Below are 22,511 nucleotides of genomic sequence, written 5' to 3'. Positions count from 1 at the left end.
GCTTGCGTTGCAAGTTACGGACTCCTGCCTGGTAGCAGTGCGCCATAGCGCATCCACATGCTGATTTTTGAGCTGGCGGTAGTTATACCTGCATCACCTGCGCACAATGGCGCTGCGCAAATCGTACCGGCGACTGAAACAATATTGAAATTGCGCATCTAAATAATAGCAATAAATACAATAACTTCAAAAAAAAGCAAGGAATCAAAAAATATACATAAGTGTGGTATCGCACAGTCAACATAATGAAAATAACCTAATGTGAGAAAACGCGCCGACTACTGGGGCGTAAATCCCAAGACCGGCAACGTTGCCGCAAGCCCTTCAATTGACAGGGATGGGAAACCTTACGAGGATTTTCCATGATGCACGATTTTTTAATCGCTAACCGGGCCGAGCTTGAGCGACGATGTCGCGACAAAGTTTCTGCGCGCCCCCAAAGATCGCCGCCAAACAAACGGCAACTGGAACAAGGGATTCCCTTGTTCCTTGATCAACTCATCCGCACACTCCAGGCTGAAAGTCAAGGTGCCATAGCGCAAGCCATGGCCGTTTCAGGCCCATCGTCCGGTGATCCTGGCCGTCACGCCGAGCTGGGTGTATCTGCCGCAATGCATGGTGCCGACCTATTGACGCTGGGCTATTCGATCAATGAGGTCGTCCATAATTATGGTGACCTCTGCCAGGCTGTGTCAGACCTGTCGATTGATCTTAACCAGAAATTTGAGATCAGTGAGTTTCGTACCCTTAACCGGTGCCTGGATAATGGAATCGCTGACGCTGTTACAGCGTTTAGCGAACAACGTGACTTTGTGATTGCTGATGAGCAGGCGTTGGAAACGAATGAGCGGCTGGGTTTTTTTGCGCATGAATTGCGTAATCACTTAAACACAGCGATGCTTGCGCTCACAGCCATCAAATCGGGCAATGTCGGTTTAACCGGTTCTACTGGTGGCGTTCTGGACCGTAGCCTGGTAGGACTTCAGCGCTTGATTGATCGCTCGCTTGCAGAAGTTCGTATCGGACCTGGCATGCCCCTGCACCGCTCCGTCTTCAGTCTTGCCAATTTTATCGGCGAGGTGAAATACTCCGCTTCTCTCGAAGCTGAAATACTCAATTGTAGCTTCCATATTGAGCAAACCCCTTCAATACTGATGATTGATGCAGATAAAGACTTGCTCTTTTCAGCGTTGGGAAATCTCCTGCAAAATGCCTTTAAATTTAGCGGAAAAGATGGCGCCGTTACACTCAGCGTTGATGCTGATGCTGAGCGAATCCGTATCCATGTCAAGGACAGTGGGCCAGGTCTGAGTGAGGAAGCGGCGCGGGACATGTTCCTGCCATTCACTCAAAGCGGCACCAACAAAAGTGGCCTGGGTCTCGGGCTTTCCATTGCGAGACGTAGTGTCGAAGCAAATGGTGGCTTGCTGACGGTACAAAGCAAACTTGGAGAAGGCTGCATGTTCACCATTGATTTGCCTCGTCGATCAGTTCAGCCTGGTGAATAAGTAACTTGAAGGCAAGCTTGTTGTGCAAAGGAATGGCAAGGTCGATACAACATTTAGTTCACCTCGCATGTCCTTCTTACCGTAACCCAATTTTCTGGTTAGAAAAGCAGGCATTATGATATATCGAATTCTTATCCTTACAAGTAATTCTGACGATGCAAAGATCTTGGAGGATGCACTTCTTCATTCCAAGGATGGTCCATTTCTGACTGAATGTCTTAGCCGGCTTGATGCGGGCTTGTCACGATTGCAAAAAGGTGACATTGATTTGATCCTGGTGGACTTGACACTTGCTGACAGCAAGGGAGTTGACACATTCAAGGCCTTGTTTGCCGAATTTTCCGGGACACCAATCATGACCCTGAGTGCCGACGAAGAAGAAGCTGATTCTCTGGAAGCCGTTCAGCTAGGTGCGCAAGGATACCTATCCAAGGGTTATTTTGTCAGTAGTCTGGTTCCGCAATCATTGCGAAATATTATTTTGCGCAAGAATGTCGAAAAACAACTCAACGAAGAACAAGCCCGTGCTGAAATCGTATTGAATTCGATTGGCGAAGCGATCATATGCACCAATATTAACGGCGAAATCGATTATCTTAACGTCGCTGCCGAAGCGCTTACTGGATGGGCGAAAGTAGACGCAACCGGGCACCAGGTAGAAAGAATTTTTAAAGTCATTAACGGTATAACCAGGCAAGTTGAAGACAGCACGGTAGAACTTGTTTTGAAAAGAAACGCGATAGTAGACTTACCCGTAAATACGCTCTTAATCCGAAAAGACGGTAGCGAAGTTCACATCGAAGATTCTACCTCTCCAATACATGACTGCGATGGCAAACTTGCTGGGGCAGTCATTGTGTTTCATGATGTCAGCGTAGCTCAGGCGGCGACCGACAAATTGGCTCATATGGCACAGCATGATGCGCTCACTAATTTGCCGAACCGCATACTGTTGAATGACCGCATCGCGCAAGCAATACATTTAGCCAAGAGGAATGGTACACGACTGGCATTGTTGTTTCTGGATCTTGACAATTTCAAGCATACAAATGATTCACTTGGACATGCCAGTGGCGATGTATTGCTGCAATCTGTCGCTCAACGCTTGTCTGATTGCGTCAGGGGTTCTGATACCGTCAGCCGATATGGCGGCGATGAATTTGTCATACTTCTAGTCGGCGGTAAATATGCAGAAGATGCGGCGCATATCGCAGAAAAAATACAGTTGGCGCTCCTGCAGCCTTTTCAACATGATCAAAAAGACTTATATGCGCAAGCGAGCATAGGGATAAGCCTGTATCCAGGCGATGGACAAGATGCAGAGACACTGATAAAAAACGCTGACACTGCCATGTACTGCGCGAAAAGTGCAGGCAGGAATAATTACGCATTCTTCCACAGCGACATGAAGCCACATTCAATATAGGAAGTTGACGACGTATTCCACCTGCGACTGACACCCATGCATTCAATGTCATCATTGAAGTCTGGTACCAACTTGCAGATAAATGAGCGGAGCGGGGGCAATTATTAGGCATTCAGCACAATTCCGTTCTATACCTGGTGCGCAAGCCTATGATTACTTAGCCAGGTAGGTTGACTATAGTAATGGCGATGGATGAACGCCAAGATGGACAGCAAAATATTCGACGTGAAATGGCCTACTTTTGCATGTAGGCGAATTTAAACAGAGCGGGGAAATTATGAATGTAAACGGTCTATTTCGAGATAGGGTTTCGGTACTTAAAAAAATTGACGGAAGCTGCATAAGTGATATTCCAGCGTCAGTCTCAACTGATCTTATCCAGATAATGCAAACAATATCATTGATCGACACTGGTGACTTAATCGTCAATACCACATCCAACGGTGACGAAGAAACATTTGAAGTACTTGACCCTGGATATCAAGAGGAATTGGCAGCTATTCCCGCAGGATATCGTCTCAAGGTTAAAAAATTGAATGTGCTTGAGGCCCGGTCTGCGGTAAGTAAGATTAATAGTAATTTTCAATTCATTGGTAACGATATGAGTGTAAATAATCATTCGTTAGACAATTGCCTCAGCAGAGCTTACAAACGATCTGATGTCAGTAATAAATTCGCAGAACTGAGAAGGTCGGTTGAAGAGTCTCCAATTAACGCCAATGAAAAACTCGAAGCAATGGAACTTATTGAAGTGGCAGAAGCGCAATTTGCAACGGCTAAGCCCAAACGTTTCGCATTGAGAGCATTATTGTCGGCACTTCCACAAGCAGCAAACGTCGCCACCACCGCGGGGGCAATTTTGTCCATGGCAGACTAGAACTTTAATGCACCCCAATCAAAAGAGCCAATTGATCTGATTACAGTTCGTAACTCGTCGATACGACAAGCACAGCGTAATTGTAATCGTAATCGTACAAATCGCAAGCATGCCATGTCGCCATTTTCATGACATTAAATCGCCACTCTTCTCAACGATGAGAACGCCATTTTTTGCCATGGCTGCATTACCACCTGCATGACATGCGTACGAATACGCTACCCTGATCGCACCTGCGCGGGAGGCGCACCAGCACCAGAAACAGTACACAAAAAAAAGCACGTACGGTCACTTGTCCACACGCCTTTTTTTCAACATCGCTACCGTATTGCGTTGCACATGACATCAACAACCATACCCCCCCCAAAAAAATCTAGAGCATAAATTCTAATTCCCACCCTCCTCCCGGCAATGTGATTCACGCATAAGCCAATTGCAAAAAAACCTGTATCACAACACTGATTTTTGCCTGTTTTTTTTACATAAACGGCCCCCAAAAATGCGCAAACCGGCACAGAAAATTGGTACGGATATGCATTTTTTGCGACGCTTCTGTTGCGATTTCGCAACCACTTTCTACTACCCAATCATTCCCTTTCAGTAATGAAAGTATATCTTTTCCTCTATGAAAATAAGTTTTCATAAAATTCAAGGTAAATGATAAAAAAAATTTGTCTATACATAAACACTTATTGCTTTTGACATATTGTTAAAGAATGTCAATAATCTGCCTCTGTTACAAAATGGCAAACTGGTATTGAAAATTTCCAGTGCCAAAAAAAATTCGGCAGTGAATACCTTCTTGCGCAGTGCTTTCCGTGTGCAAGTGGTCTTACTATTGCCTGCAAGAATTGTTATGCAGGGAAAACTGATCAGTTAACTGCATGGCAATATGGGACGAAGGGCGGGCTTCGCGCAGCCAGCCTGGTGGTCTCTGGATGTAGGGTGAGAGCGGTGCGGATACACCGTTTTTGTCTGTGCATCCATCCCTGTTTTGGGAAGAATGGGGATGAGTATTTAGCTGGACCGGCGCCGCCAACAAGCATCGGTCACATACTTCGTATCAAAAAAACAAGGAGAGAAGTAATGCGTATCAGTTGTAATCTAAAACTAGCAGGTGTCTCCATGGCTTTGGCCATGCTGTTCGACACAGCCCAGGCAGCAGAACAATGGGCGCCGACAGCAACCAAGGCCACCAGAGTGCCAGCGACCGTGACTGCAAAGTCAGCACCCACATTGATGCAGGCGGGTTCGCCTACGCAAGTAGTGGTCGCACTTAAACTGCGCAATAAAGCTGAACTCGATACCCTGACCACGGGCATCCTGAATGGTAAAAATGCCAAGACGATTTCCACCGCAGAATTCATGTCGCGCTATGCACCGACAGCAGCACAGGTGCAGGCAGTGGTGGATCATTTGAAGAACAGCGGTTTCGTCAACATCTCGGTGTCGGATAACCGCATGCTGGTCACAGCAGACGGCGCGGCCGCAACGGTGAAGACAGCCTTCAATACCGAGCTGCAAACCTATAACGTGGATGGCCGCACTGTGCATGTCAATACGACAGATGCCCAGATACCGCAATCGTTGTCGGACACGGTGCTGGCAGTACATGGTCTGCAAAACTTGCATACCTATCGCACGCACCTGGTCAGGCCGAACGCCAACACGCTGGCCAGCACGGGACACAATCCTACCGAGTTTTCCAGCATCTATAACGCCAGCGGATTACCAAGCGCAGTGAATGCCACTATCGGCATCATCACGCAAGGCAGCATGACGCAAACAATCAAAGACTTGAATACCTTCACCAGCCGTGCCGGCTATCCTACGGTGAATGTGCAGACGGTCACGATAGGTTCGGCAAGCTCTGACACTGCCGGTGTTGGTGAATGGAACATGGACACGCAAGATGCATTGGCAACTGCTGGTGGCACGATCAAGAAAATGGTGCTGTACACGGCCAATACCTTGAACGACGCCGACATCACTGCCGCCTATAACCGCGCTGTCAGTGACAACGTGGCCAAGGTCATCAATGTGTCTTTGGGCGAGTGTGAAAACGATGCGGTCAATTCTGGTATCCAATCCAGTAATGATCAAATCTTCCAGACTGCGGTGGCACAAGGCCAGACTTTCTCGGTCTCATCCGGTGACTCTGGCGCCTACGAATGCGGTGGCCCTGGTACATCGCAAAGCTATCCATCGGTATCACCTTATGTGATCTCGGTGGGCGGTACTTTGCTCAATACGTCCGGTAGCACCTGGGTATCTGAAACAGTGTGGGCATGTACTACGGCAGCCAGTTGCCAGCAAAGCGCAAACGGTGGCGCTGGTGGCGGGCCATCCCTGACAGAAGCAGCACCTAGCTGGCAAATCAGTTCCGGCGTTTTGGGTTCTGCAACCAAACGCGGCACGCCAGATATCTCGTTCAATGCTGACCCTGCCAGTGGCGCTTTGGTGATTGTCAATGGTTCCAACCAGCAGATCGGTGGCACCAGCCTGGCAGCACCTATCTTCACCGGCTTTTGGGCGCGTGTACAGTCGATGAACAATAACAGTTTGCCTTTCCCTGCTGCTGCGATCTATCAAAAAGCAGCCAGCACGCCAGGCATGTTCCACGACATCACGTCCGGCAGCAATGGTGGTTATACCGCCAAGGCAGGCTGGGATTATGCCAGTGGTTACGGTAGCCTGAACATGGCCAACTTTGCAAACGCCATGGGCTCGACACCACCACCACCAAATGTCCTGGTCAAGGATGTACCGATCACCGGCATCAACGTAGCTACTGGTGGCAACCTGGTGTACACCTTTGCGGTACCATCCGGTGCGACTAACCTGACGTTCAAAACAACGGGCGGTTCAGGCGATGCTGATCTGTATGTACAAGTGGGTTCTGCTCCAACGACCACAACCTACCTGCAAAAATCAGATGGCTCTACCAGCACTGAAACCGTTACTGTGGCGTCACCTACAGCAGGTACATATTATGTCTTGTTGAATGGTTACACTGCATCCAATGGCATCAGCCTGGTAGCCAGCTACCAGACCGGCACACCCGGTAATGTGTTGAACAATGGCGTACCAGTGACAGGCATCAGCCTGGCATCTGGCGCATCATCGGTCTACACCTTCGTGGTACCTGCTGGCCGCCCATCCGTGACATTCAAAACCAGCGGTGGCTCTGGCGATGCTGACTTGTATGTCAAACTGGGTTCTGCACCGACGACATCGTCCTACCTGCAAAAATCTGACGGTGCGAGCACCAATGAAAGCATCACCGTCAACTCACCTGCAGCAGGCACTTACTATGTGCTGATCAAAGCCTACAGCGCAATCAGCGGTGTGACTTTGCTGGCGACGGATTAATGCTGTGTTGAGCATGTCCTGATATTGATTTAAAAGTAGCGGCATTAAGGCCCCGGGGTAACACCTGGGGCCTTAATTTTTTGTGTTTGTGTGTTTGTGTGTTTGGGTGTTTGGGTGTTTGGGTATTTGGGTGTTTGTGTTACTTCAAGACCGCTCACCACAGAGATGCAAAGTCAGTACAGAGAAAAACTTCATTCACATCCTGCATCGCAGAAAATGGATAGTCGCAGGGCTGATTGCAATATGCACTTCGTCACGGTCATGTCCTCAACCGTTTGTTATTGTAAGGGAGATGAAGGCGATTACGCAGTGCGCATGACGCTGCATCACTGGCGGCAGTCACTGAGTTGTGATGACACTGCGTTGGCAAGCGTATATCATGTGCCGCTGTTTACCTCAATATACCGGATGTATTACCGATGAATTCCTACAAGAAATGCGGCCTGGCCACGCTGCTGCTGACCGTCGTCTTGAATGTCCCCCCTGTGGCGCAGGCACAGACACTTGACGAGGCGTATACCGCGCTTCACCGAAAAGACTATGCTACGGCAGTAATCTTATATAAAAAGCTGGCAGAGCAAGGCGACGCCATTGCGCAATACAATCTGGGAGTGCTTTACCACAAGGGCGAGGTTGTACCCAGGGATGTTGAGCAAGCAGTTTATTGGTACCGCAAGTCAGCAGAGTTGGGATATGCGCCTTCCCAACACAATCTGGCGATCGTGTATGAACTGGGAATCGCTGGCCCCAAGGATGAACAGCAAGCCATCTATTGGAGCCGCAAGGCAGCAGAACAGGGCTACGCGGCAGGCCAGAATGTCCTTGGCATGAGGTATGAAATTGGCGCTGGCCTGCCCAAGGACATGCAGCAAGCACTGATCTGGTATCGCGAGTCGGCACAGCAGGGATATGCCAAATCCCAGTTCAAGCTGGGAACGATCTATTATAACGGCCGTGGTGTTCCCAGGGACGTTGAACAAGCCGTCAACTGGCTTCGCAAGGCAGCCGAGCAAGGTAATGCTGAAGCCCAGCACAATCTTTCGTTGTTATATGACCAGGGTACAGGCGTGCAAAAAGAGACTGAGCAAGCCCAATACTGGAGTCGAAAGGCTGCCGAACAAGGTAATACCAGTGCTCAGCATAATCTTGGCTGGAAGTATGAAACAGGCACAGGTTTGCCGCAAGACTGGCAACTGGCGATGAGCTGGTATCGCAAGGCAGCAGAACAAGGGCATGCCCCTTCACAATACAACCTTGGATTGATCTATGCCAATGTAGAAGGCGCGACCAAGGACGAGACGCAAGCGGTTCTATGGTATCGCAAGGCGGCAGAGCAAGGATATGCCGCCGCGCAATCCAATCTGGGGCTGATGTACAACGAAGGCAAAGGTGTTGCCAAAGATGACCGTCAAGCCGTCAATTGGTACCGCAAGGCGGCAGAGCAAGGCTATGCGACCGCACAAACCAACCTGGGTCTGATGTACGTGAATGGATGGGGTGTACCCAAAGACGAGCGGCAGGCGCTAGGCTGGTTTCTCAAAGCTGCCGGACAGGGGCAGGTTGAATCCCAGGCCAGCCTCGGTACGATGTACGCCAATGGCAGAGGAACGCCCAGAAATATGCAACAGGCTGCGCACTGGTTCCGCAAGGCTGCCGAGCAAGGACATGCTCTGGCTCAACTGGCAGTGGGGGCAACATACTTCAAAGGCGATGGTGTGGTCATGGACGAAGAAAACGCCTATTTCTGGTTTTTGCTGGCTAACACCCGCGGACAACCAGGAGCGCAGCACTATATAACACTGTTAGAGAAGAAATTGTCTCCCGAGCAAGTCAGCAAGATCCATGATGACGTCAGCGTCTGGAAACCCGGCAGCGCGCAGAAGTGAACAGGCCAATATCCATCTGCGCAAGAGCTCTTAAAATGGCGTATCAAGCGGCTTGCAAGGTGCGTTGTAACACCATGGCTTATACACAAAATGCGGTGCGTTATAACGCATCCGGCAACTACAGAGCTCAGCTACACCCAACAAAGGAGATGAATGCGCAACACCAATCTGGCCATAGAAACGGAATACGAACGCGGTGGTGGCTATGGCATCAACGAAGGTGAATTGCTGTACGCGCTGAGGAAAAAGAGCAAATTAACGATGCTCAAGATTGTCATCCGCGATGTTTCGCTGTGGTCTGTGCTGGTCGGCCTGTTTTTCTGGGGGCCACTGCTATGGAGCCTGATACTGTATCCCGCCTTTGTCATCCTTGCTCAGGTGCTGCGCAATGTCATCGACATCCCCAATTCGTCGGTCAATATGTACGCTGTCGCGCTGGCCTACGCCACTGGCGTCTGGCTGTCACTGCGCAGGCAAACCCCGGTGCGTGATTACATGACCAGGAAGCAGTATGCCGCCACCAAAACCCTGCATCTCGATGGCAACCAGAAACTGCTGGTGGCAGAAGAAGTCTATCGGTTTGCATCAGAAAAAAACCGCGTAGTGACCGTGCCTTTTGAACATATGTACGCCTCGGTAACCTGGCATCAGGCGGATAAAGAACTGGCGGATGACGATACTTATCTGGACTCCGTCAGTATCTGTCTCAGGCTCAGACTCAACAATCACAGCAGTCTGGATATGGATTGGGTCAGAAAAAAAATCGGCGACCCGGTTTTTTATCATCAGTACGATAGTAGCGACGCCACGCAGAATGCGCAGGCCAGAGCGAAGTTTGATGAAGTCATGGCTTTGCTTGCGGATTGCGGTATAGCGCAGAAATGAAATTACCATATTTTTTCGGCGGGCTTGCCAAACGATAGACCACACAAGAAGCACAAAGAAAATCCGCTGCCATCAAATGACCCGCAGTTTGTAGGGTGCGCCATGCGCACCGTGACGGCAATGTAAATAAATACGATGGTGCGCACGGCGCCCTCTACCAATGCGCAACATTCATCGTGTACGGCACAGGCCTCTTCCCACGGCATGCAAGCACCTCATGCGGCACATGACAATGCGCCCTACCCCTCGGTACGCTTGATCTCCACACAGGGAAACAAGGTACTTACACGCGACAATCCCCGCTTTAGCTCCTGAAACCCAGGCAACATCACAATAAATGGCTGCCACCGCCGTTATTCTATGATTAATCTCCAAAATTGATTACACTCATATACTGTCGGTTTTGCCTTGTTTTCCTGATATCTACCTGACCCTGCACCATAACGTGAAGCCCGCCATCAAGCCTGCCCATCAATTTATTGTCTGCCATGAATGCGACCTGGTCTGTGCGGATGTGCCGGTCGCCACGGGTGAGGCGGCGAGTTGCCCGCGTTGCCGGGCTATCTTGTACCGTAATGGCAGTGCCAGCATTGACATGGCGCTGGCGCTGGCGATCACCTCGGCAATCCTGTTATTGCTGCTCAACAGCTTCCCGCTGCTGTCACTCAAAGTACAGCAAGTCACGCGCGACACCACTCTGTTGCGCGCAGCGCTGGCGATGTGGGATGACGGCATGCACATCCTGTCGCTGCTGGTGATGATCACGACCATATTGGCCCCTGCCATGCAGATATCGGTGGCCATCTTTTTATTATGTGTGCTCAAGTTTGGTGATGCCAGGCGGGCACTCGGTGCGCCTTTGCGGCTGTTACAGACCCTGCGCCCCTGGAGCATGATAGAGATTTTCATGCTGGGCTTGCTGGTGTCACTGGTCAAGCTGCAACACATGGCCGATATTGTCATTGGTCCCGCCTTGTGGTCATGCGCATCGCTGATCTTTTTTACGGCAGCGCTGACGTCGGTGCTCACGCCGCGCAATGTCTGGCTGTGGGCGCATGGGGCAGACTACAAGCAAGGCAGCAAATCTCTCCCTGCCGGGGTGCCGCATGGCTAAGCACGAATACCGCCATATCCCCGCGACCAACCTGGCCGGCCAGACGGGTGCCGCAGCAGGACTCATCACTTGCGACATCTGCGAAACCCTGTGTTGCAGTAATGATGATGCCGCTACCCATTGCCCGGTGTGCGGTGCATCGCTGCATTTGCGTGATAAAGACAGCCTGGTCAAATCACTGGCCTATCTGGTGGCGGCGATGATACTCTACATCCCCGCCAATCTCTTGCCCGTCATGCAAACCAATACCATTTTTGGTACGCAGAATGACACCATCATGAGCGGGGTGCTGGTGTTGCTGTATACAGGTTCGTGGCCACTGGCGCTACTGGTCTTCTTTGCCAGCATCGTCGTACCCTTGCTCAAGCTGTTTTCCATCAGCCTGCTGCTCTACACCTGCTGGAAAAAATCTGCCTGGAACCCTTTGCAACGCACCCAGTTATTCCGCATGATAGAAGCGGTAGGGCGCTGGTCGATGCTGGACATCTATGTTGTGACAGTGCTGGTGGCACTGGTGCAGTTTCAGTCACTGGCGGCGATACACCCCGGCGGTGGCGCGCTGGCTTTTGGTGCTGTGGTGGTGTTGACGATGTTGTCGGCACAAAGCTTTGATTCACGTTTAATCTGGGTAGCAAAGACGCATGAGTGATCCAACTTCAGAAAATCCCGGCACGCCTGATGCAAACAAGGCTAACGACACTGTCGCCTCAGCCACCGCGGACGCGGGTACCGCAGCCACGCCTGTCGATACTGTGGAGGCAGTCGATGCCATGGTCCCCGTCGTCAAGGTCAAGCCACAGCGACGCCTGCCCTCTTTTGTCTGGGCCGTGCCCATCATCGCAGCCCTCATCGGCATCTGGCTGGTGGTACAAAGCATCACCAGCCAGGGGCCAGTCATCACTATCACCTTTAAATCAGCCGAGGGGCTGGAAGCTGGCAAGACCAAGCTGCGTTATAAGGATGTGGATGTCGGTCATGTCAAAGCCATCGCTCTGTCACCAGACCGCAAGCGCGTGCTGGTCACTGCGCAACTGATCAAAAGCGCCTCAGACATTCTGGCGACCGACACCCGCTTCTTCATCGTCAAGCCACGCATTTCTGGTGGCTCGGTCTCCGGCCTCTCCACCCTTTTATCCGGCAATTACATCAGCGTTGATGTTGGCAATGCCGCCGACACCACCAATGAATTTACCGGGCTGGAAGAACCCCCCCTGATCAACCGCGATACACCGGGGCGTGAATTTGTCTTGCATGGTGCGCAGACCGGCTCCGTCAATTATGGCTCGCCCATCTTCTTTCGCCATATCAATGCTGGCCACGTCACCAAGTTCCAGCTTGACCGCGATGGCAAGGGCGTTACCATCCGCGTCTTCATCGATGCGCCGTATGACCAGTATGTGACTGAAGACACCCGCTTCTGGCATGCCAGCGGCGTCGATATGCAGCTTGATGCCAATGGCTTGCGCGTCACCACAGAATCATTGACATCATTGATCGAAGGCGGCCTTGCCTTCCAGGAACATGACGATGCCCTGCCAGGTGGCAAACCCGCGTTCGAAGGTTCGGTCTTTCCCCTGTTTGAAGACCGCGAACATGCCATGCGTGCACCAGACACCAAGGTGCGCAATGTCCTCATGTACTTCCCTGAAACCATGCGTGGCTTGTCCAAAGGTGCACCTGTTGATTTGCGCGGCATCGTCATCGGTGAAGTCAAATCCCTGGGTGTGGAATTTACCGAGAATGGCCGCCTGCCGCGTTTCCCTGTCGAAGTCAGCCTCTACCCAGACCGCCTCAAATCCCGCGTGCGCTCAGGTGCCCGCCTGCCTGATGATGACACTGAAGCGAAAGAAAGATCCTTGCTCGACCACCTCATCGCCCGTGGCATGCGCGGCCAACTGCGCAGCGGCAACCTGCTGACAGGCCAGTTATATATCGCCCTCGACTTTTTCCCCGATGCGCCCCCCGCAAAAATGGACTGGCGCAGCGACTACCCCGTGCTGCCCACCGTCGGTGGCGGCCTGGGTGAAATACAAGACACCGTGGGCCGCATCGCCAAGAAGATAGACAAACTGCCTTTCGACAAAATATCCGACGAACTGGTGCAAGCCCTGAACAAACTCAACAGCACGCTCGCCAGCACAGAAAAACTCGTGCGCCGCCTCGATGTTGAAGTCACGCCCGAGCTGACCTCCACCCTCAAAGAGGCACGCGGCACCCTCAACAGTGCCAACGCCCTGCTGGCAGAAGACGCGCCGCTGCAACAAGACATGCGCGAATCCCTCAAGCAAGTCGCCAAATCCGCCCGCGCCGTCGCCAACCTGGCCGACCTGCTGGAGCGCCATCCAGACGCCCTGGTCTTTGGCAAACGAAAGGTAAAACCATGATACGAAGCACACACGTCCTGACGATTTCTCTGCTTACCCTTTTGCTGGCCGCCTGCGCCACGCCACCAGTAGAACACCTGTACAGACTAGACTACCCGCTGGCCAGCACCAGCCAGGCAGAGGCACAGTATGAACTCGTCGTCGCCACCGTCAAACTGCCAGAGGCAGTCAACCGCCAGCAACTCGTCATCCAAAAATCTGCCACAGAATCCCTCATCTCAGACGAACAACGCTGGCTGGCCCCGCTCGATGAACAACTGACCAGCGCCCTCACCGCCCACCTGCGCAAAAACCTGCCCGACGCCTGGCTCTCCTCCGACACCGGCATCAACGCAGGCATCGCCACCACCCCAGGCAACAGCCTGCCCCGCTACCACGTCAAAATACAAGTGGACCAGCTACTCATCCAAAGCGGCGAGCAACTGACCCTCGAAGCAAGCTGGGTCGTGCTGGACCAAGGCCGCAAACTGCTCAAGCGCGAACACAAAGTGTTTACCGTACGGTTGGATGGCGCAGCTTATGAAACCGTGGCACCGGCGATGTCTGAGGCGGCGCGGCAGTTAGCCGAGCAAGTTGGGGTGAGTGTCACTGGCGTGCGCAAGTAACGCAAACCCGTCACCACGTAACCACGTAGATACGATTAGCGCAGCCTAATCGTACGCATGATGTGCACTAAAACAATCACAACCTCACGAAAATCTGAATATCGCAAAATATTTTCTCGGCGGAGAATCGCTCTGCGCTGAAAATAGTTCATTAACATCGTGATGACTTTCAATCTCATCAGGTAGTGATGGCTGACATGCTATTACCCGCAAACCCGTCATGCCGGACTTGATCCGGCATCCAGTGCCGGTGAATGTTGGTGTGATTTTTCTTCCTTCCTCGCAAGAGGTATTTGCAGAACGCCACTTTGAATGCAGATAAAAGTACGCAACGCACGCCGCTGGATGCCAGATCAAGTCTGGCATGACGATTTAAAGCTGATCAACTTGCGCACGGGATAAGTTATTTTAACTGTTGAAAATATCCGTCACGTAGGGCGCATTGCAATGCGCCGCATGATACCTGCGCACACCGGTTAGCCTACTTGCATTGAGCAGGCGCTTGCTTAAAACATGCATTCTTAATGCGCATGCGACACCACAATATGCACCAGACATGCAGTATCCCGCTTATTTCCGTACACTTATTTCCATACATTGATTTCCCGCGCTGACTGATCTCTGTCGTCATAAATATCAATTATCTTTGTCAGCTCACCAGACCAGCCGCCGAATTGGCCTTGATGGTTCTTATTAAATCTGGCGATGATGGTCGCAGTTTTTTTATTGAATTTTTCAAGCGCTGCCAGCTTCTTGAAGATTCTCTCCTGATCAGCATCACTGGCAGTGGGGCCAGAATCGATATTGATCCAGACGCAGTCCTTGCTGGACACTTCGACAGGGTAAGGGCAAACGACCATCTTTTCCGGGCCGACGAAAATATAACCTGTGACGTTCACCAGCTTGCCGTGATAGCGCTCAGGCGTGGCAACAAGATTGATCAGGGACAGGTTCAGTGCATGTTCGCGGGCTTTTGCTATCGCCCCGTTGGAAAGGGAAATGGTAGCCGCCAACAGGCAGCAGGACAACAGCGAACTGCAGGGTAATATAGTCACAGCCATAGATAATAGTGGAATATTAGCGGAATAATAGTGGAAATTTTTCGCGGGGTTAATTGCTATGGTATTTTGGATTTATCAGATGCAACAAAAATGTACTCCTGCCGCATCTCTTCAATTCGTCCAGCTTTAAAAACCTCAAAGCTGTTTCAACACACTTTGCATTTGCGTCAGCCGCGACAGTTCCTGGTCTGCATATTGCCATTGCGGGTAATGGATGCGGGCGCGTTTATTGAGCCATAGCTGGCAACGTAGTGCTGCCAGTGCTTCGTCGAGAATGTCGGCATCTACCTGTCCGGCAATTTTTAACTGCCCGAATGCAGTGGCAACTCTTGCGCGACATTCTGAGTGAAGGTAAGTCTCATGCATGTTGTCTTCATCCAGCCATTCAGTGATTACCTGCACTTCTGCGCGTATCAGGTTTTCCGGCAAACCAAAATCCCAGTCGTCCAACAACTCTTCTAAAAACTCTGACACTACTGGTTTCTTTTTACCATGATCACGATACCATTCTTCAAGGCCAGCCAGGGTATCGTAGCCGTCGTCACTGCCAAAGGGGCTGAAGTCGTCCGTGCAATCGTAGTAAAAATCTTCTGAGACAAGGGCCACGAATGTTGGGTGACTCGTCTCGCGTGCGGGGCCTTCTTCTTCATCGTCAACGTAGTAAATTGTGTTCATCTCTTTACCTTCGCTTCTTTTTGATGGAGCGATAACGCTCCATGAATCGCACCTGCCAACGGCCACCTTTCGTTGCTAGCCACTTTGCGTGATCTCCGTATGGATCACTGCAATGAACCTGGCCTTGGATCGATAATATCCATGGAAAAGAAAGGGTATGCCACCTTCAACATACTTGCCAATTCATTCTCTGTAATTCGCTGAGGGATGATATGGAAATTTTTAGAAAGACCACCGAACCAATATGTGGCGGTGAATTTACCCAAAAAACTTACTCGTCCCGCTGTCACGACGAATTCACGATTTTGGTTGTCTGCTGGCAGATTCTTCCTGGCCGTTTGCTGCTTTGTCCCGGGTCCATACGCCACCCAACTGGTTAGACGATACCGACCAGGGGGAAGCTGTATCATGGTGACCCTGTCTGGCACCTCTCTACCTGATTTTTTATCTAATTGAGGACCGGCTGGGTTAGCAAATGGGAAAATGAGTTCTTCACCACCGTTGACATTAGTAATACCAAAAGCAAAATCGTCTTTGCCCTGAATTTGAAACACTCCCGCGACATATCCTGTGTTTGTGTCGGGCCTCTCACCGCGAGGGAGCACAGGGCGCAAGGTCACGCAAGCAGACAAAATACATGCTACCGTGAATGCAACAATGTATTTGCCTGCTATGGCAAGCGAGAAAGAAGAAGAAATATGACGCATAGAGTCCTTTTAACCTTGCGCCTCGTCGGCCAAGGTAGTAAAAAGGCCTGATTATATCAAAGCAACTCACTCTGAAATAAATTTCCAGTGACTGTCACGGAGACATAGAGCATAGTCAATCTGCGAGAGGAGTATGAGCAAGCCATTGATTGCTTTGCCTATGTGCCAGATCATTTTATTTGTCGGCAAGATACAGTTTTGCACCCGCCCGCGCTGCACCAATCGCCTCTCCTGCCATAAGAATCGGGGCTATATGAAGAACTTTTCCATCCCTTGACTGGCTCCCGGTTTACTTCTCTTCGCAACCACCCACTACGTGACGCGGCAGGCTCAGCTATCGGGTGCATCACTCCAGAGCAGATGCCTACCTTTTAAAAACATTGCAATGGCGCTGCAAATTCCTATAATGAGGTACATTATTCAGCGATATCCATTCACCAGAGACAAGCAGATGAAAATTCAGCTCAAAAAGAACTATGCGCCTTATGCGATTGCCTTGCTGGCCCTGCCCTGCCTGACATTTTCTGCGGACAAGGCCAAACCTGGGCCAGCGGTCAATGCGCCGGATACGACCGTCTGCAGCAGCAATGCGGTCGAGCGTACCTTGCCTTTTCCTGTTGGCGACAAGGCCTTGTATTTTCTGAATCTGCGGGATGGTGACAAGGTGCGCTCGCCCTTCAGGGTGGCGTTCTCGGTCTCAGGCATGGGTGTCGCGCCTGTACAGGCAGGTAACATCGATGGCACGGGCCATCATCATATTTTGATTGACCTGGATTTGCCACAGGACATTAAAAAACCAATCCCGTTTGATACGGCAGAAGAATTTCAGCACCAGCATTACAAGCATTTTGGCAAGGGCGAGACTGAGACCGTATTGAATCTGCCACCTGGCAAACACAAGCTGCGCCTGATGTTCGCCAATCACCAGCATGTACCGTATTACATCGCGAGCAAAGAAGTCAATATTGAGGTGCTGGCGAGCAAGGGGTAAATACCTACTGGCAACGATGCTACATGGCTATTTTGCCGGTGGCGAAACCACAAAAAAATCGACGTGCACTCCACACCGGGGGCACGTCGATTTTTTTAATTGCGACCCTCGTGGCTTTGACAGCCCACCCGGGTGCAGTCTTAGCGGCTTACTTCGATGCTGCCGGGGTGGATGCTGCTGGTGCAGCTGCCTTGTCATCGTCCGCTTTCTTGTCCGTTTTGTCCTTCTTGGCATGCTTCACATGCTTCACTTTTTTCTCAGTCGCTGGCTTGGCTTCCGCTTTTACTTCTGGTGCCGGCGCTGGCGTGCTGGCCACTGTAGCGGCTGATGCCGATGCGACCGCCACTGGGGCAGAAGCTGCCTTGGCAGGTACAGTGGGTGTGGTAGCGAATGCGCTGCCCATCAATACTGTGGAAGCGATCAGGGCGGTAATGAGCTTGTTCATGGTGATAGTCCTTCAATTATGTGAGCGATGTACTTGTTCGGTTCGTTGCTTTTTTTGCGTTCGCTGCTTTTTTGCGTTTGTCTGTTTTAACTGGCAGCACATGCTGCCAGGTTGAAGACGCGCAAAAACTTATTTCGATGCTGCGCTGGCTGCTGCAGATGCGCCTGCTGCTTTCACTTCTTTTTTACCATGCTTGACATGTTTTTCATGTTTGGCTGGCTTGGCTTCTGGTGTGGAGGCTGCTGGCATTGCTGCACTGGCGCTGGCGCTGGAAGACGCTGCTACCACTTTCGCGGCTGGTGCAGATTTGGCTACACTCGCTGCGGCGGCGGCTGTTGCTGGTTTGGGAGCAGCGGTAGCAGATGCAGAGGCTGGTGTCTGTGCAAAGGCGCTACCCATAACAACTGTGGAAGCGATGATGGCGGTGATCAGTTTGTTCATGATATTTCCCTCTTTATGTTTTGGGTTGCTTGTTAAGTTCTGTACTTCGTTCTGCGTTTCGTTTTCTATCTCGTAGTGTTGCTACGTAAGCCAAAAACGCCGCCCGGCTACATTGCGTTGACGCAAAAAACCACACAACAGGGAGCTTAGTGTTGTTGTTCTAAACGGCATATCCCCTGTCAACCGATAGCCATGTCCATGCGTTACGCGCGTAGGAACATAAAAAGACGACGCCTGCTAGCTGCATGGCGTCGTTTTTTGTAGGGTGCGTCTTGACGCACCATCTCTTCAATGTTCAGGAAAGCGTAGAAAAACGCTGCGTCAAGACGCACCCTACTGGTTTGCTATCAACTGCGGGAGCATTGCAATGCGCCGCATGTGATCGCCGCATTTCCAGGTCAACTATGTTTGCCATGCACGAGCTTGACAAACGGCGCAATACATTGCGCCCTGCGTTACGGTGTTAATCCTGATGTATGGTCGGCGCCCGGTAGGGTGCGCCGTTCGCACCGGTTTTTGAATTGGATACATCTAAAATATGGAGCAGGAAACGGTGCGCATGGGATGGCCTGATGGATTTGACAGCAAGGTCCACAAGCCTGAAAACAAACATGAGCAATGCGAGCTGGGTATAATAAACAACCCATACTCAGGGAAAAATCAATGAGCACACACCTCGATGCACAACACCAAGGCGATCAGTATCTGAGTTATCCAGAGGATGTCCATGCAGCCTCGCTACAGGCAAACCCTGAGCTGGTCGGGCGCTGGCTCAAGGGTTGGGCGCTGGCGCGAGACATCGCCCAGCCTGTCGCTGCACACGGTGGCTGGCGTGTTGATGTAGGCTGGCCTGAGCAAAAAGCACGTTATGTCTTCCCTGGCTTGCTGCCAGACATCGCAGACCTGGCGCACAGCATCAGCGAACCCTGGATTTTCTTGAAAACCTGCACGTCCGCTGCCGCACTACAGGCCATACTGCCTGCCCACTGGAGCATACAGCGCCCCGGTTACATGATGACGCTGGCAGCCAGCATGCCAGAAGCGCCGGATTTACCAGCGGGATATAAACTCGATATCGCGCTGGCACAGTCAATCTCAGTGGTGCGGGTGCTGACGACAGAGGATGAAGTGGCCGCGTCCGGACGTATCGTGCTGGTCGATGGGCTTGCCATTTATGACAGCATAGAAACGCAGGCGGCACACCAGCGACGCGGCCTGGGGCGTGTGCTCATGAAGCAACTGGAGACCATCGCGGGAGAGTGCGGCATCCACGGCGGCGCACTGGTAGCAACTCCCCAGGGCCGGGCACTGTATGCCAGCCTGGGCTGGGAATTGCATTCACTGTATAGCACCGCCGTTATCCAGATGCCATCCTGAAACCATCGCAGGTGACGGGACAAACGGCACTGTGCAAACACAAATGTGCGATGTGCGCACCAGGTTTTGAATTAGATGCGTTGAATTGGATGATGGCAGAATTTTGCGCGTGAAGCGGTGCGCATGGCGCACCCTACTGGCGGCATGATATCGTTCTTGGCATATCCTATTTTTGCAAAATGACGTGATGCAGGTTGCTCAGGGTTCTAGATATTGCGCCACACCTCACGCTTATATCATGGTACCTGCACGATGGTGCTAGACCCCGTAATAATTACTCTTACCTTCAAGGTCGCGCTGGAAGGTACATCCAATTTTGCGCTCAAAAGCATGTCCACATTGCTGTCCACAAAACCATCCTACATGCGCAACAGGAACTGCTTTGGCTAACAAGAGCTCTTCAGGCCCAGGCACAATACCATCGGGGCTATCTTCCGAAAACACTGCGAAAAGCTGGCCACATTCAAGGCAGGTCACTTTATCGCCATCTTGAAATCTGGTTTCATCATCTGTCTTGTTCATTCGTTTCTTTTTGGGACAAGTATGTTTGCTGTCCGGCTTATACAGAAATAATCATCATCAATTGCATGCCGTTTTTTAGCGAACATCAGGTAGTGTGCATTGCATGCACCGCACACATCAATATTTATTCGCCACGGCATGCGACAAGCACGTTCGCCCATTGTAATGCACCTCTCGTTACGGCTAAGTTAGGTTACGATCCTGTAAAAGATATTGCAAGCACAATACTCTTAGGTAACATAGCTATATGAAAAGTTCTCTCAAAACCTGGTCCAGACACCTGTCATCCGGCCTGATGCTCGCGTGTCTTGCCGCTTGCAGCAGCATTGCACCTACCCCTGTGGTGCTATTCAAAGCGGCTATTTATGACATTCGTGAGGGACCGCCTTATCCAAGGTCGCGCAAACCCAACACCGTGGACTTTACCAGTTATTTCTGGGTCGACTTCATGCTGCAAGAAAACCTCATTGGCCATGTCAGCAATACCCGTGGGCCGGCCTTGCTGACAGCCTGGCACATGCCTATGGAATCTTACTGGCCCAAGCGTGATTTTTACGTGCTCGCGCGCCAGGATCAGGAAGGGAAATTGCAAACTGTATGGTGGGATTTCGCTTACGATGGTTTTTGCGTGAGTCAAAAAACTGTGCAGGAGTTGAACATACAAAATGACATGCTGGCCTTGTATCAAAGCGGCAAATTAAAATGTACTGTTCTGAATGAGCTAGGCTATGACCTGACGACGATAAAGAAAAAAGACTAGGCTGCGGCTACATGAGTAAAGCATTGTCCAACAACCGGAGCAAGAATGCCATGCATGGATTTACTTTTTTGAGGCTATCTGGCATGCAACGGGCCTTGCGCAGGATGGCTGGCCTGGCACTGCTGCTTTGTGCACTACCTTCACTGGCCTTAGCGCTTGAAGACGCCAGCGTGTATAGCGAGGAACTCATTGCGATGTCCAAAAAAGACCAGGATGCCAGGAAGAATTTTGACAGGGATGACCCCAGGACCATCGACAATCTGCTAGAGACGGATAAAAACAACCTGGCCAGACTCAAGGAAATCATCAAGGCCATAGGCTGGCCCTCGGTGGACAAAGTAGGGGCAAAGGCAAGCGAGGGCGCTTTTTTCATCGCCCAGCATGCAGTGACTGACTGGCCACTCATGGAATTTGCGCTGATACATGTTGAGGCCGATTACCATGCGGGCAAGAGCACGGGCCACAACTACGCACTGATGTATGACCGCATCAACATGCTGCATGGGAAGCCTCAAAAATATGGCACCCAGATCGTCAACAATAGCGATGGCTGTGGCGTCTATCAACTGGAAGATGCCGGGAAAGTCGATAGCTATCGGCAGGACGTAGGTTTGACACCAGACATCAAGACCTACGAAGCAAAGATGTGCGGCAGACGCTGACCGCAGCCAGTTGCGTTCAAATTGAAGAGGATGGCCTTGTCACCACCAGATTGGACATAAATGAACATATTCCCGGTACAGTAGTTAAACCTGACCAGGAAGCATTGGTTTTTTTGAGAAAAGCATGTTCATGCATGCCGTAGCGTGACAAATCCTGTGCATTTTCAAATGTGATGTCATATTCAATCTTGCTGCCATTGATTGAAAAAAGCTTTTTGACTGGATAGTTCATTTCAGGCCACTGTGCGATCCAGTATCCTTTATTTCCGTTGATCTTGATTACTTGCTAACGATCATTTTTTGGATACCCAAAATTGTAAAGTGTAATCTCCAGAGCCCCCACCAGCTGCGACCAGGCACAGGCGATAGTCCGGTTTATTGTCGCATCAGCGAGTTCAAGACCCATTCCCGTTGTCATATATTTTCACCTTCCGCAGCAATGATACTGTCAAGAAGAAGACCTGCCTTTTTTTGAGATTTCATCAATATCCCTTTCTGACTGCATTCATTTTGCCGTAGCAATCAGTGTAGCGCAAATACGTGCAACATGTTTTTTTATCATGAGGTCGACGATAGCCATGCGTACGATCACGCTACACTTTTTTCCTACGTCGCAGACAGGCTCTTTGCTCCCATTATGTTGATCTTCTCATGTACGGCAAGAGCTTGATACAGCGATGTTTGTTGACCGGCGTGCGCCAGACGCACCGGTTTTTTTGATGTGAATGCCTGCAAAATAATGGTGAAATATGGTGCGCACGCTACTGACCACATGACGCAGTTTTTGGCATATCCTATTTTTTGTACATTGCC

21 protein-coding genes are annotated in these 22,511 nt (G+C 50.9%); 14 read left to right on the top strand and 7 right to left on the bottom strand.

Annotated elements, in window-relative coordinates; translation table 11 throughout:
- The first annotated feature begins 362 nt into the window (after positions 1 to 362).
- The 10 genes from ACO0LG_RS09185 to ACO0LG_RS09140 all read left to right on the top strand — a co-directional run bounded on the left by ACO0LG_RS09185 (position 363) and on the right by ACO0LG_RS09140 (position 14,057).
- On the top strand, positions 363 to 1,508 hold the full coding sequence (locus ACO0LG_RS09185) for a sensor histidine kinase (protein ID WP_423025519.1): 1,146 nt from the start codon (positions 363 to 365) through the stop codon (positions 1,506 to 1,508).
- A gap of 166 nt (positions 1,509 to 1,674) precedes the next feature.
- Entirely contained in the window at positions 1,675 to 2,934 is a 1,260-nt protein-coding gene (locus ACO0LG_RS09180; RefSeq protein WP_423025517.1) for a diguanylate cyclase domain-containing protein, read from the top strand.
- Positions 2,935 to 3,211: 277 nt separating this feature from the next.
- Positions 3,212 to 3,811 (top strand): hypothetical protein, encoded by a 600-nt coding sequence (locus tag ACO0LG_RS09175; RefSeq protein ID WP_423025515.1) that lies wholly within the window; start codon positions 3,212 to 3,214, stop codon positions 3,809 to 3,811.
- Positions 3,812 to 4,897: 1,086 nt separating this feature from the next.
- Positions 4,898 to 7,183 (top strand): protease pro-enzyme activation domain-containing protein, encoded by a 2,286-nt coding sequence (locus tag ACO0LG_RS09170; protein ID WP_423025513.1) that lies wholly within the window; start codon positions 4,898 to 4,900, stop codon positions 7,181 to 7,183.
- A 419-nt stretch (positions 7,184 to 7,602) separates the two neighbouring features.
- Positions 7,603 to 9,069, top strand: coding sequence for an SEL1-like repeat protein (locus tag ACO0LG_RS09165; protein WP_423025511.1), 1,467 nt, complete (start codon positions 7,603 to 7,605; stop codon positions 9,067 to 9,069).
- 153 nt (positions 9,070 to 9,222) lie between these two features.
- Positions 9,223 to 9,954 carry a hypothetical protein gene (locus ACO0LG_RS09160; RefSeq protein ID WP_423025509.1) on the top strand — a complete coding sequence of 244 codons (732 nt, stop codon included), beginning with the start codon at positions 9,223 to 9,225 and terminating at the stop codon, positions 9,952 to 9,954.
- A 445-nt stretch (positions 9,955 to 10,399) separates the two neighbouring features.
- The gene (locus tag ACO0LG_RS09155; RefSeq protein WP_423025507.1) at positions 10,400 to 11,068 is read left to right on the top strand and encodes a paraquat-inducible protein A; all 669 of its coding nucleotides are present in this window, start codon (positions 10,400 to 10,402) and stop codon (positions 11,066 to 11,068) included.
- Complete coding sequence (locus ACO0LG_RS09150; protein ID WP_423025505.1) at positions 11,061 to 11,717, top strand: paraquat-inducible protein A; 657 nt, start codon at positions 11,061 to 11,063, stop codon at positions 11,715 to 11,717. The genes ACO0LG_RS09155 and ACO0LG_RS09150 overlap by 8 nt, the downstream gene beginning before the upstream one ends.
- Positions 11,710 to 13,452: an intermembrane transport protein PqiB gene (locus ACO0LG_RS09145; protein WP_423025503.1), complete on the top strand. Its 1,743-nt coding sequence runs from the start codon at positions 11,710 to 11,712 to the stop codon at positions 13,450 to 13,452. Before ACO0LG_RS09150 ends, ACO0LG_RS09145 begins: the two co-directional genes overlap by 8 nt.
- Entirely contained in the window at positions 13,449 to 14,057 is a 609-nt protein-coding gene (locus ACO0LG_RS09140) for a PqiC family protein (RefSeq protein WP_423025501.1), read from the top strand. The genes ACO0LG_RS09145 and ACO0LG_RS09140 overlap by 4 nt, the downstream gene beginning before the upstream one ends.
- Positions 14,058 to 14,641: 584 nt before the next feature.
- Here the strand turns inward: ACO0LG_RS09140 and ACO0LG_RS09135 are convergent.
- The 3 genes from ACO0LG_RS09135 to ACO0LG_RS09125 all read right to left on the bottom strand — a co-directional run bounded on the left by ACO0LG_RS09135 (position 14,642) and on the right by ACO0LG_RS09125 (position 16,500).
- On the bottom strand, positions 14,642 to 15,118 hold the full coding sequence (locus ACO0LG_RS09135; RefSeq protein ID WP_423025499.1) for a hypothetical protein: 477 nt from the start codon (positions 15,116 to 15,118) through the stop codon (positions 14,642 to 14,644).
- 135 nt (positions 15,119 to 15,253) lie between these two features.
- Positions 15,254 to 15,793 (bottom strand): MolR family transcriptional regulator, encoded by a 540-nt coding sequence (locus ACO0LG_RS09130; RefSeq protein WP_423025497.1) that lies wholly within the window; start codon positions 15,791 to 15,793, stop codon positions 15,254 to 15,256.
- 104 nt (positions 15,794 to 15,897) lie between these two features.
- Positions 15,898 to 16,500 (bottom strand): hypothetical protein, encoded by a 603-nt coding sequence (locus tag ACO0LG_RS09125; RefSeq protein WP_423025495.1) that lies wholly within the window; start codon positions 16,498 to 16,500, stop codon positions 15,898 to 15,900.
- Positions 16,501 to 16,951: 451 nt separating this feature from the next.
- Between ACO0LG_RS09125 and ACO0LG_RS09120 the strand changes: the two genes are divergently transcribed.
- Positions 16,952 to 17,491 (top strand): DUF4399 domain-containing protein, encoded by a 540-nt coding sequence (locus ACO0LG_RS09120; RefSeq protein WP_423025493.1) that lies wholly within the window; start codon positions 16,952 to 16,954, stop codon positions 17,489 to 17,491.
- A 148-nt stretch (positions 17,492 to 17,639) separates the two neighbouring features.
- Here ACO0LG_RS09120 and ACO0LG_RS09115 read toward each other — a convergent pair whose 3' ends face one another.
- Entirely contained in the window at positions 17,640 to 17,936 is a 297-nt protein-coding gene (locus ACO0LG_RS09115) for a hypothetical protein (RefSeq protein ID WP_423025491.1), read from the bottom strand.
- Between the two features lie 129 nt (positions 17,937 to 18,065).
- Positions 18,066 to 18,377 carry a hypothetical protein gene (locus tag ACO0LG_RS09110; protein ID WP_423025489.1) on the bottom strand — a complete coding sequence of 104 codons (312 nt, stop codon included), beginning with the start codon at positions 18,375 to 18,377 and terminating at the stop codon, positions 18,066 to 18,068.
- A 663-nt stretch (positions 18,378 to 19,040) separates the two neighbouring features.
- Between ACO0LG_RS09110 and ACO0LG_RS09105 the strand changes: the two genes are divergently transcribed.
- Positions 19,041 to 19,754, top strand: a complete 714-nt coding sequence (locus ACO0LG_RS09105) for a GNAT family N-acetyltransferase (RefSeq protein WP_423025487.1) — start codon at positions 19,041 to 19,043, stop codon at positions 19,752 to 19,754.
- 258 nt (positions 19,755 to 20,012) lie between these two features.
- Here the strand turns inward: ACO0LG_RS09105 and ACO0LG_RS09100 are convergent, their stop codons facing one another.
- Positions 20,013 to 20,276 carry a hypothetical protein gene (locus ACO0LG_RS09100; protein ID WP_423025485.1) on the bottom strand — a complete coding sequence of 88 codons (264 nt, stop codon included), beginning with the start codon at positions 20,274 to 20,276 and terminating at the stop codon, positions 20,013 to 20,015.
- Positions 20,277 to 20,523: 247 nt separating this feature from the next.
- On the opposite strand from ACO0LG_RS09100, the gene ACO0LG_RS09095 reads away from it, so the two are divergent.
- Both ACO0LG_RS09095 and ACO0LG_RS09090 read left to right on the top strand, forming a co-directional pair.
- Positions 20,524 to 21,036, top strand: coding sequence for a hypothetical protein (locus tag ACO0LG_RS09095; RefSeq protein ID WP_423025483.1), 513 nt, complete (start codon positions 20,524 to 20,526; stop codon positions 21,034 to 21,036).
- Between the two features lie 11 nt (positions 21,037 to 21,047).
- Positions 21,048 to 21,698, top strand: a complete 651-nt coding sequence (locus tag ACO0LG_RS09090) for a DUF6624 domain-containing protein (RefSeq protein ID WP_423025481.1) — start codon at positions 21,048 to 21,050, stop codon at positions 21,696 to 21,698.
- Between the two features lie 16 nt (positions 21,699 to 21,714).
- On the opposite strand, the gene ACO0LG_RS09085 is transcribed toward ACO0LG_RS09090, so the two are convergent.
- Entirely contained in the window at positions 21,715 to 21,930 is a 216-nt protein-coding gene (locus tag ACO0LG_RS09085) for a hypothetical protein (protein WP_423025479.1), read from the bottom strand.
- Between the last annotated feature and the right edge of the window lie 581 nt (positions 21,931 to 22,511).

Source organism: Undibacterium sp. Ji42W (assembly GCF_049340405.1).
Lineage (GTDB): Bacteria > Pseudomonadota > Gammaproteobacteria > Burkholderiales > Burkholderiaceae_D > Undibacterium.
Note: the sequence above shows the minus strand (reverse complement) of the source record. Positions and strands in the feature narration are given on the sequence as shown.

What these genes read in the sequence shown, in the direction of transcription:
- ACO0LG_RS09185 (WP_423025519.1), top strand. Translation starts at nt 363, where the DNA reads ATGATGCACGATTTTTTAATCGCTAACCGGGCCGAGCTTGAGCGACGA.
- ACO0LG_RS09175 (WP_423025515.1), top strand. Translation starts at nt 3,212, where the DNA reads ATGAATGTAAACGGTCTATTTCGAGATAGGGTTTCGGTACTTAAAAAA.
- ACO0LG_RS09170 (WP_423025513.1), top strand. Translation starts at nt 4,898, where the DNA reads ATGCGTATCAGTTGTAATCTAAAACTAGCAGGTGTCTCCATGGCTTTG.
- ACO0LG_RS09165 (WP_423025511.1), top strand. Translation starts at nt 7,603, where the DNA reads ATGAATTCCTACAAGAAATGCGGCCTGGCCACGCTGCTGCTGACCGTC.
- ACO0LG_RS09160 (WP_423025509.1), top strand. Translation starts at nt 9,223, where the DNA reads ATGCGCAACACCAATCTGGCCATAGAAACGGAATACGAACGCGGTGGT.
- ACO0LG_RS09150 (WP_423025505.1), top strand. Translation starts at nt 11,061, where the DNA reads ATGGCTAAGCACGAATACCGCCATATCCCCGCGACCAACCTGGCCGGC.
- ACO0LG_RS09145 (WP_423025503.1), top strand. Translation starts at nt 11,710, where the DNA reads ATGAGTGATCCAACTTCAGAAAATCCCGGCACGCCTGATGCAAACAAG.
- ACO0LG_RS09140 (WP_423025501.1), top strand. Translation starts at nt 13,449, where the DNA reads ATGATACGAAGCACACACGTCCTGACGATTTCTCTGCTTACCCTTTTG.
- ACO0LG_RS09135 (WP_423025499.1), bottom strand. Translation starts at nt 15,118, where the DNA reads ATGGCTGTGACTATATTACCCTGCAGTTCGCTGTTGTCCTGCTGCCTG.
- ACO0LG_RS09130 (WP_423025497.1), bottom strand. Translation starts at nt 15,793, where the DNA reads ATGAACACAATTTACTACGTTGACGATGAAGAAGAAGGCCCCGCACGC.
- ACO0LG_RS09125 (WP_423025495.1), bottom strand. Translation starts at nt 16,500, where the DNA reads ATGCGTCATATTTCTTCTTCTTTCTCGCTTGCCATAGCAGGCAAATAC.
- ACO0LG_RS09120 (WP_423025493.1), top strand. Translation starts at nt 16,952, where the DNA reads ATGAAAATTCAGCTCAAAAAGAACTATGCGCCTTATGCGATTGCCTTG.
- ACO0LG_RS09115 (WP_423025491.1), bottom strand. Translation starts at nt 17,936, where the DNA reads ATGAACAAGCTCATTACCGCCCTGATCGCTTCCACAGTATTGATGGGC.
- ACO0LG_RS09110 (WP_423025489.1), bottom strand. Translation starts at nt 18,377, where the DNA reads ATGAACAAACTGATCACCGCCATCATCGCTTCCACAGTTGTTATGGGT.
- ACO0LG_RS09105 (WP_423025487.1), top strand. Translation starts at nt 19,041, where the DNA reads ATGAGCACACACCTCGATGCACAACACCAAGGCGATCAGTATCTGAGT.
- ACO0LG_RS09100 (WP_423025485.1), bottom strand. Translation starts at nt 20,276, where the DNA reads ATGAACAAGACAGATGATGAAACCAGATTTCAAGATGGCGATAAAGTG.
- ACO0LG_RS09095 (WP_423025483.1), top strand. Translation starts at nt 20,524, where the DNA reads ATGAAAAGTTCTCTCAAAACCTGGTCCAGACACCTGTCATCCGGCCTG.
- ACO0LG_RS09090 (WP_423025481.1), top strand. Translation starts at nt 21,048, where the DNA reads ATGAGTAAAGCATTGTCCAACAACCGGAGCAAGAATGCCATGCATGGA.
- ACO0LG_RS09085 (WP_423025479.1), bottom strand. Translation starts at nt 21,930, where the DNA reads ATGAACTATCCAGTCAAAAAGCTTTTTTCAATCAATGGCAGCAAGATT.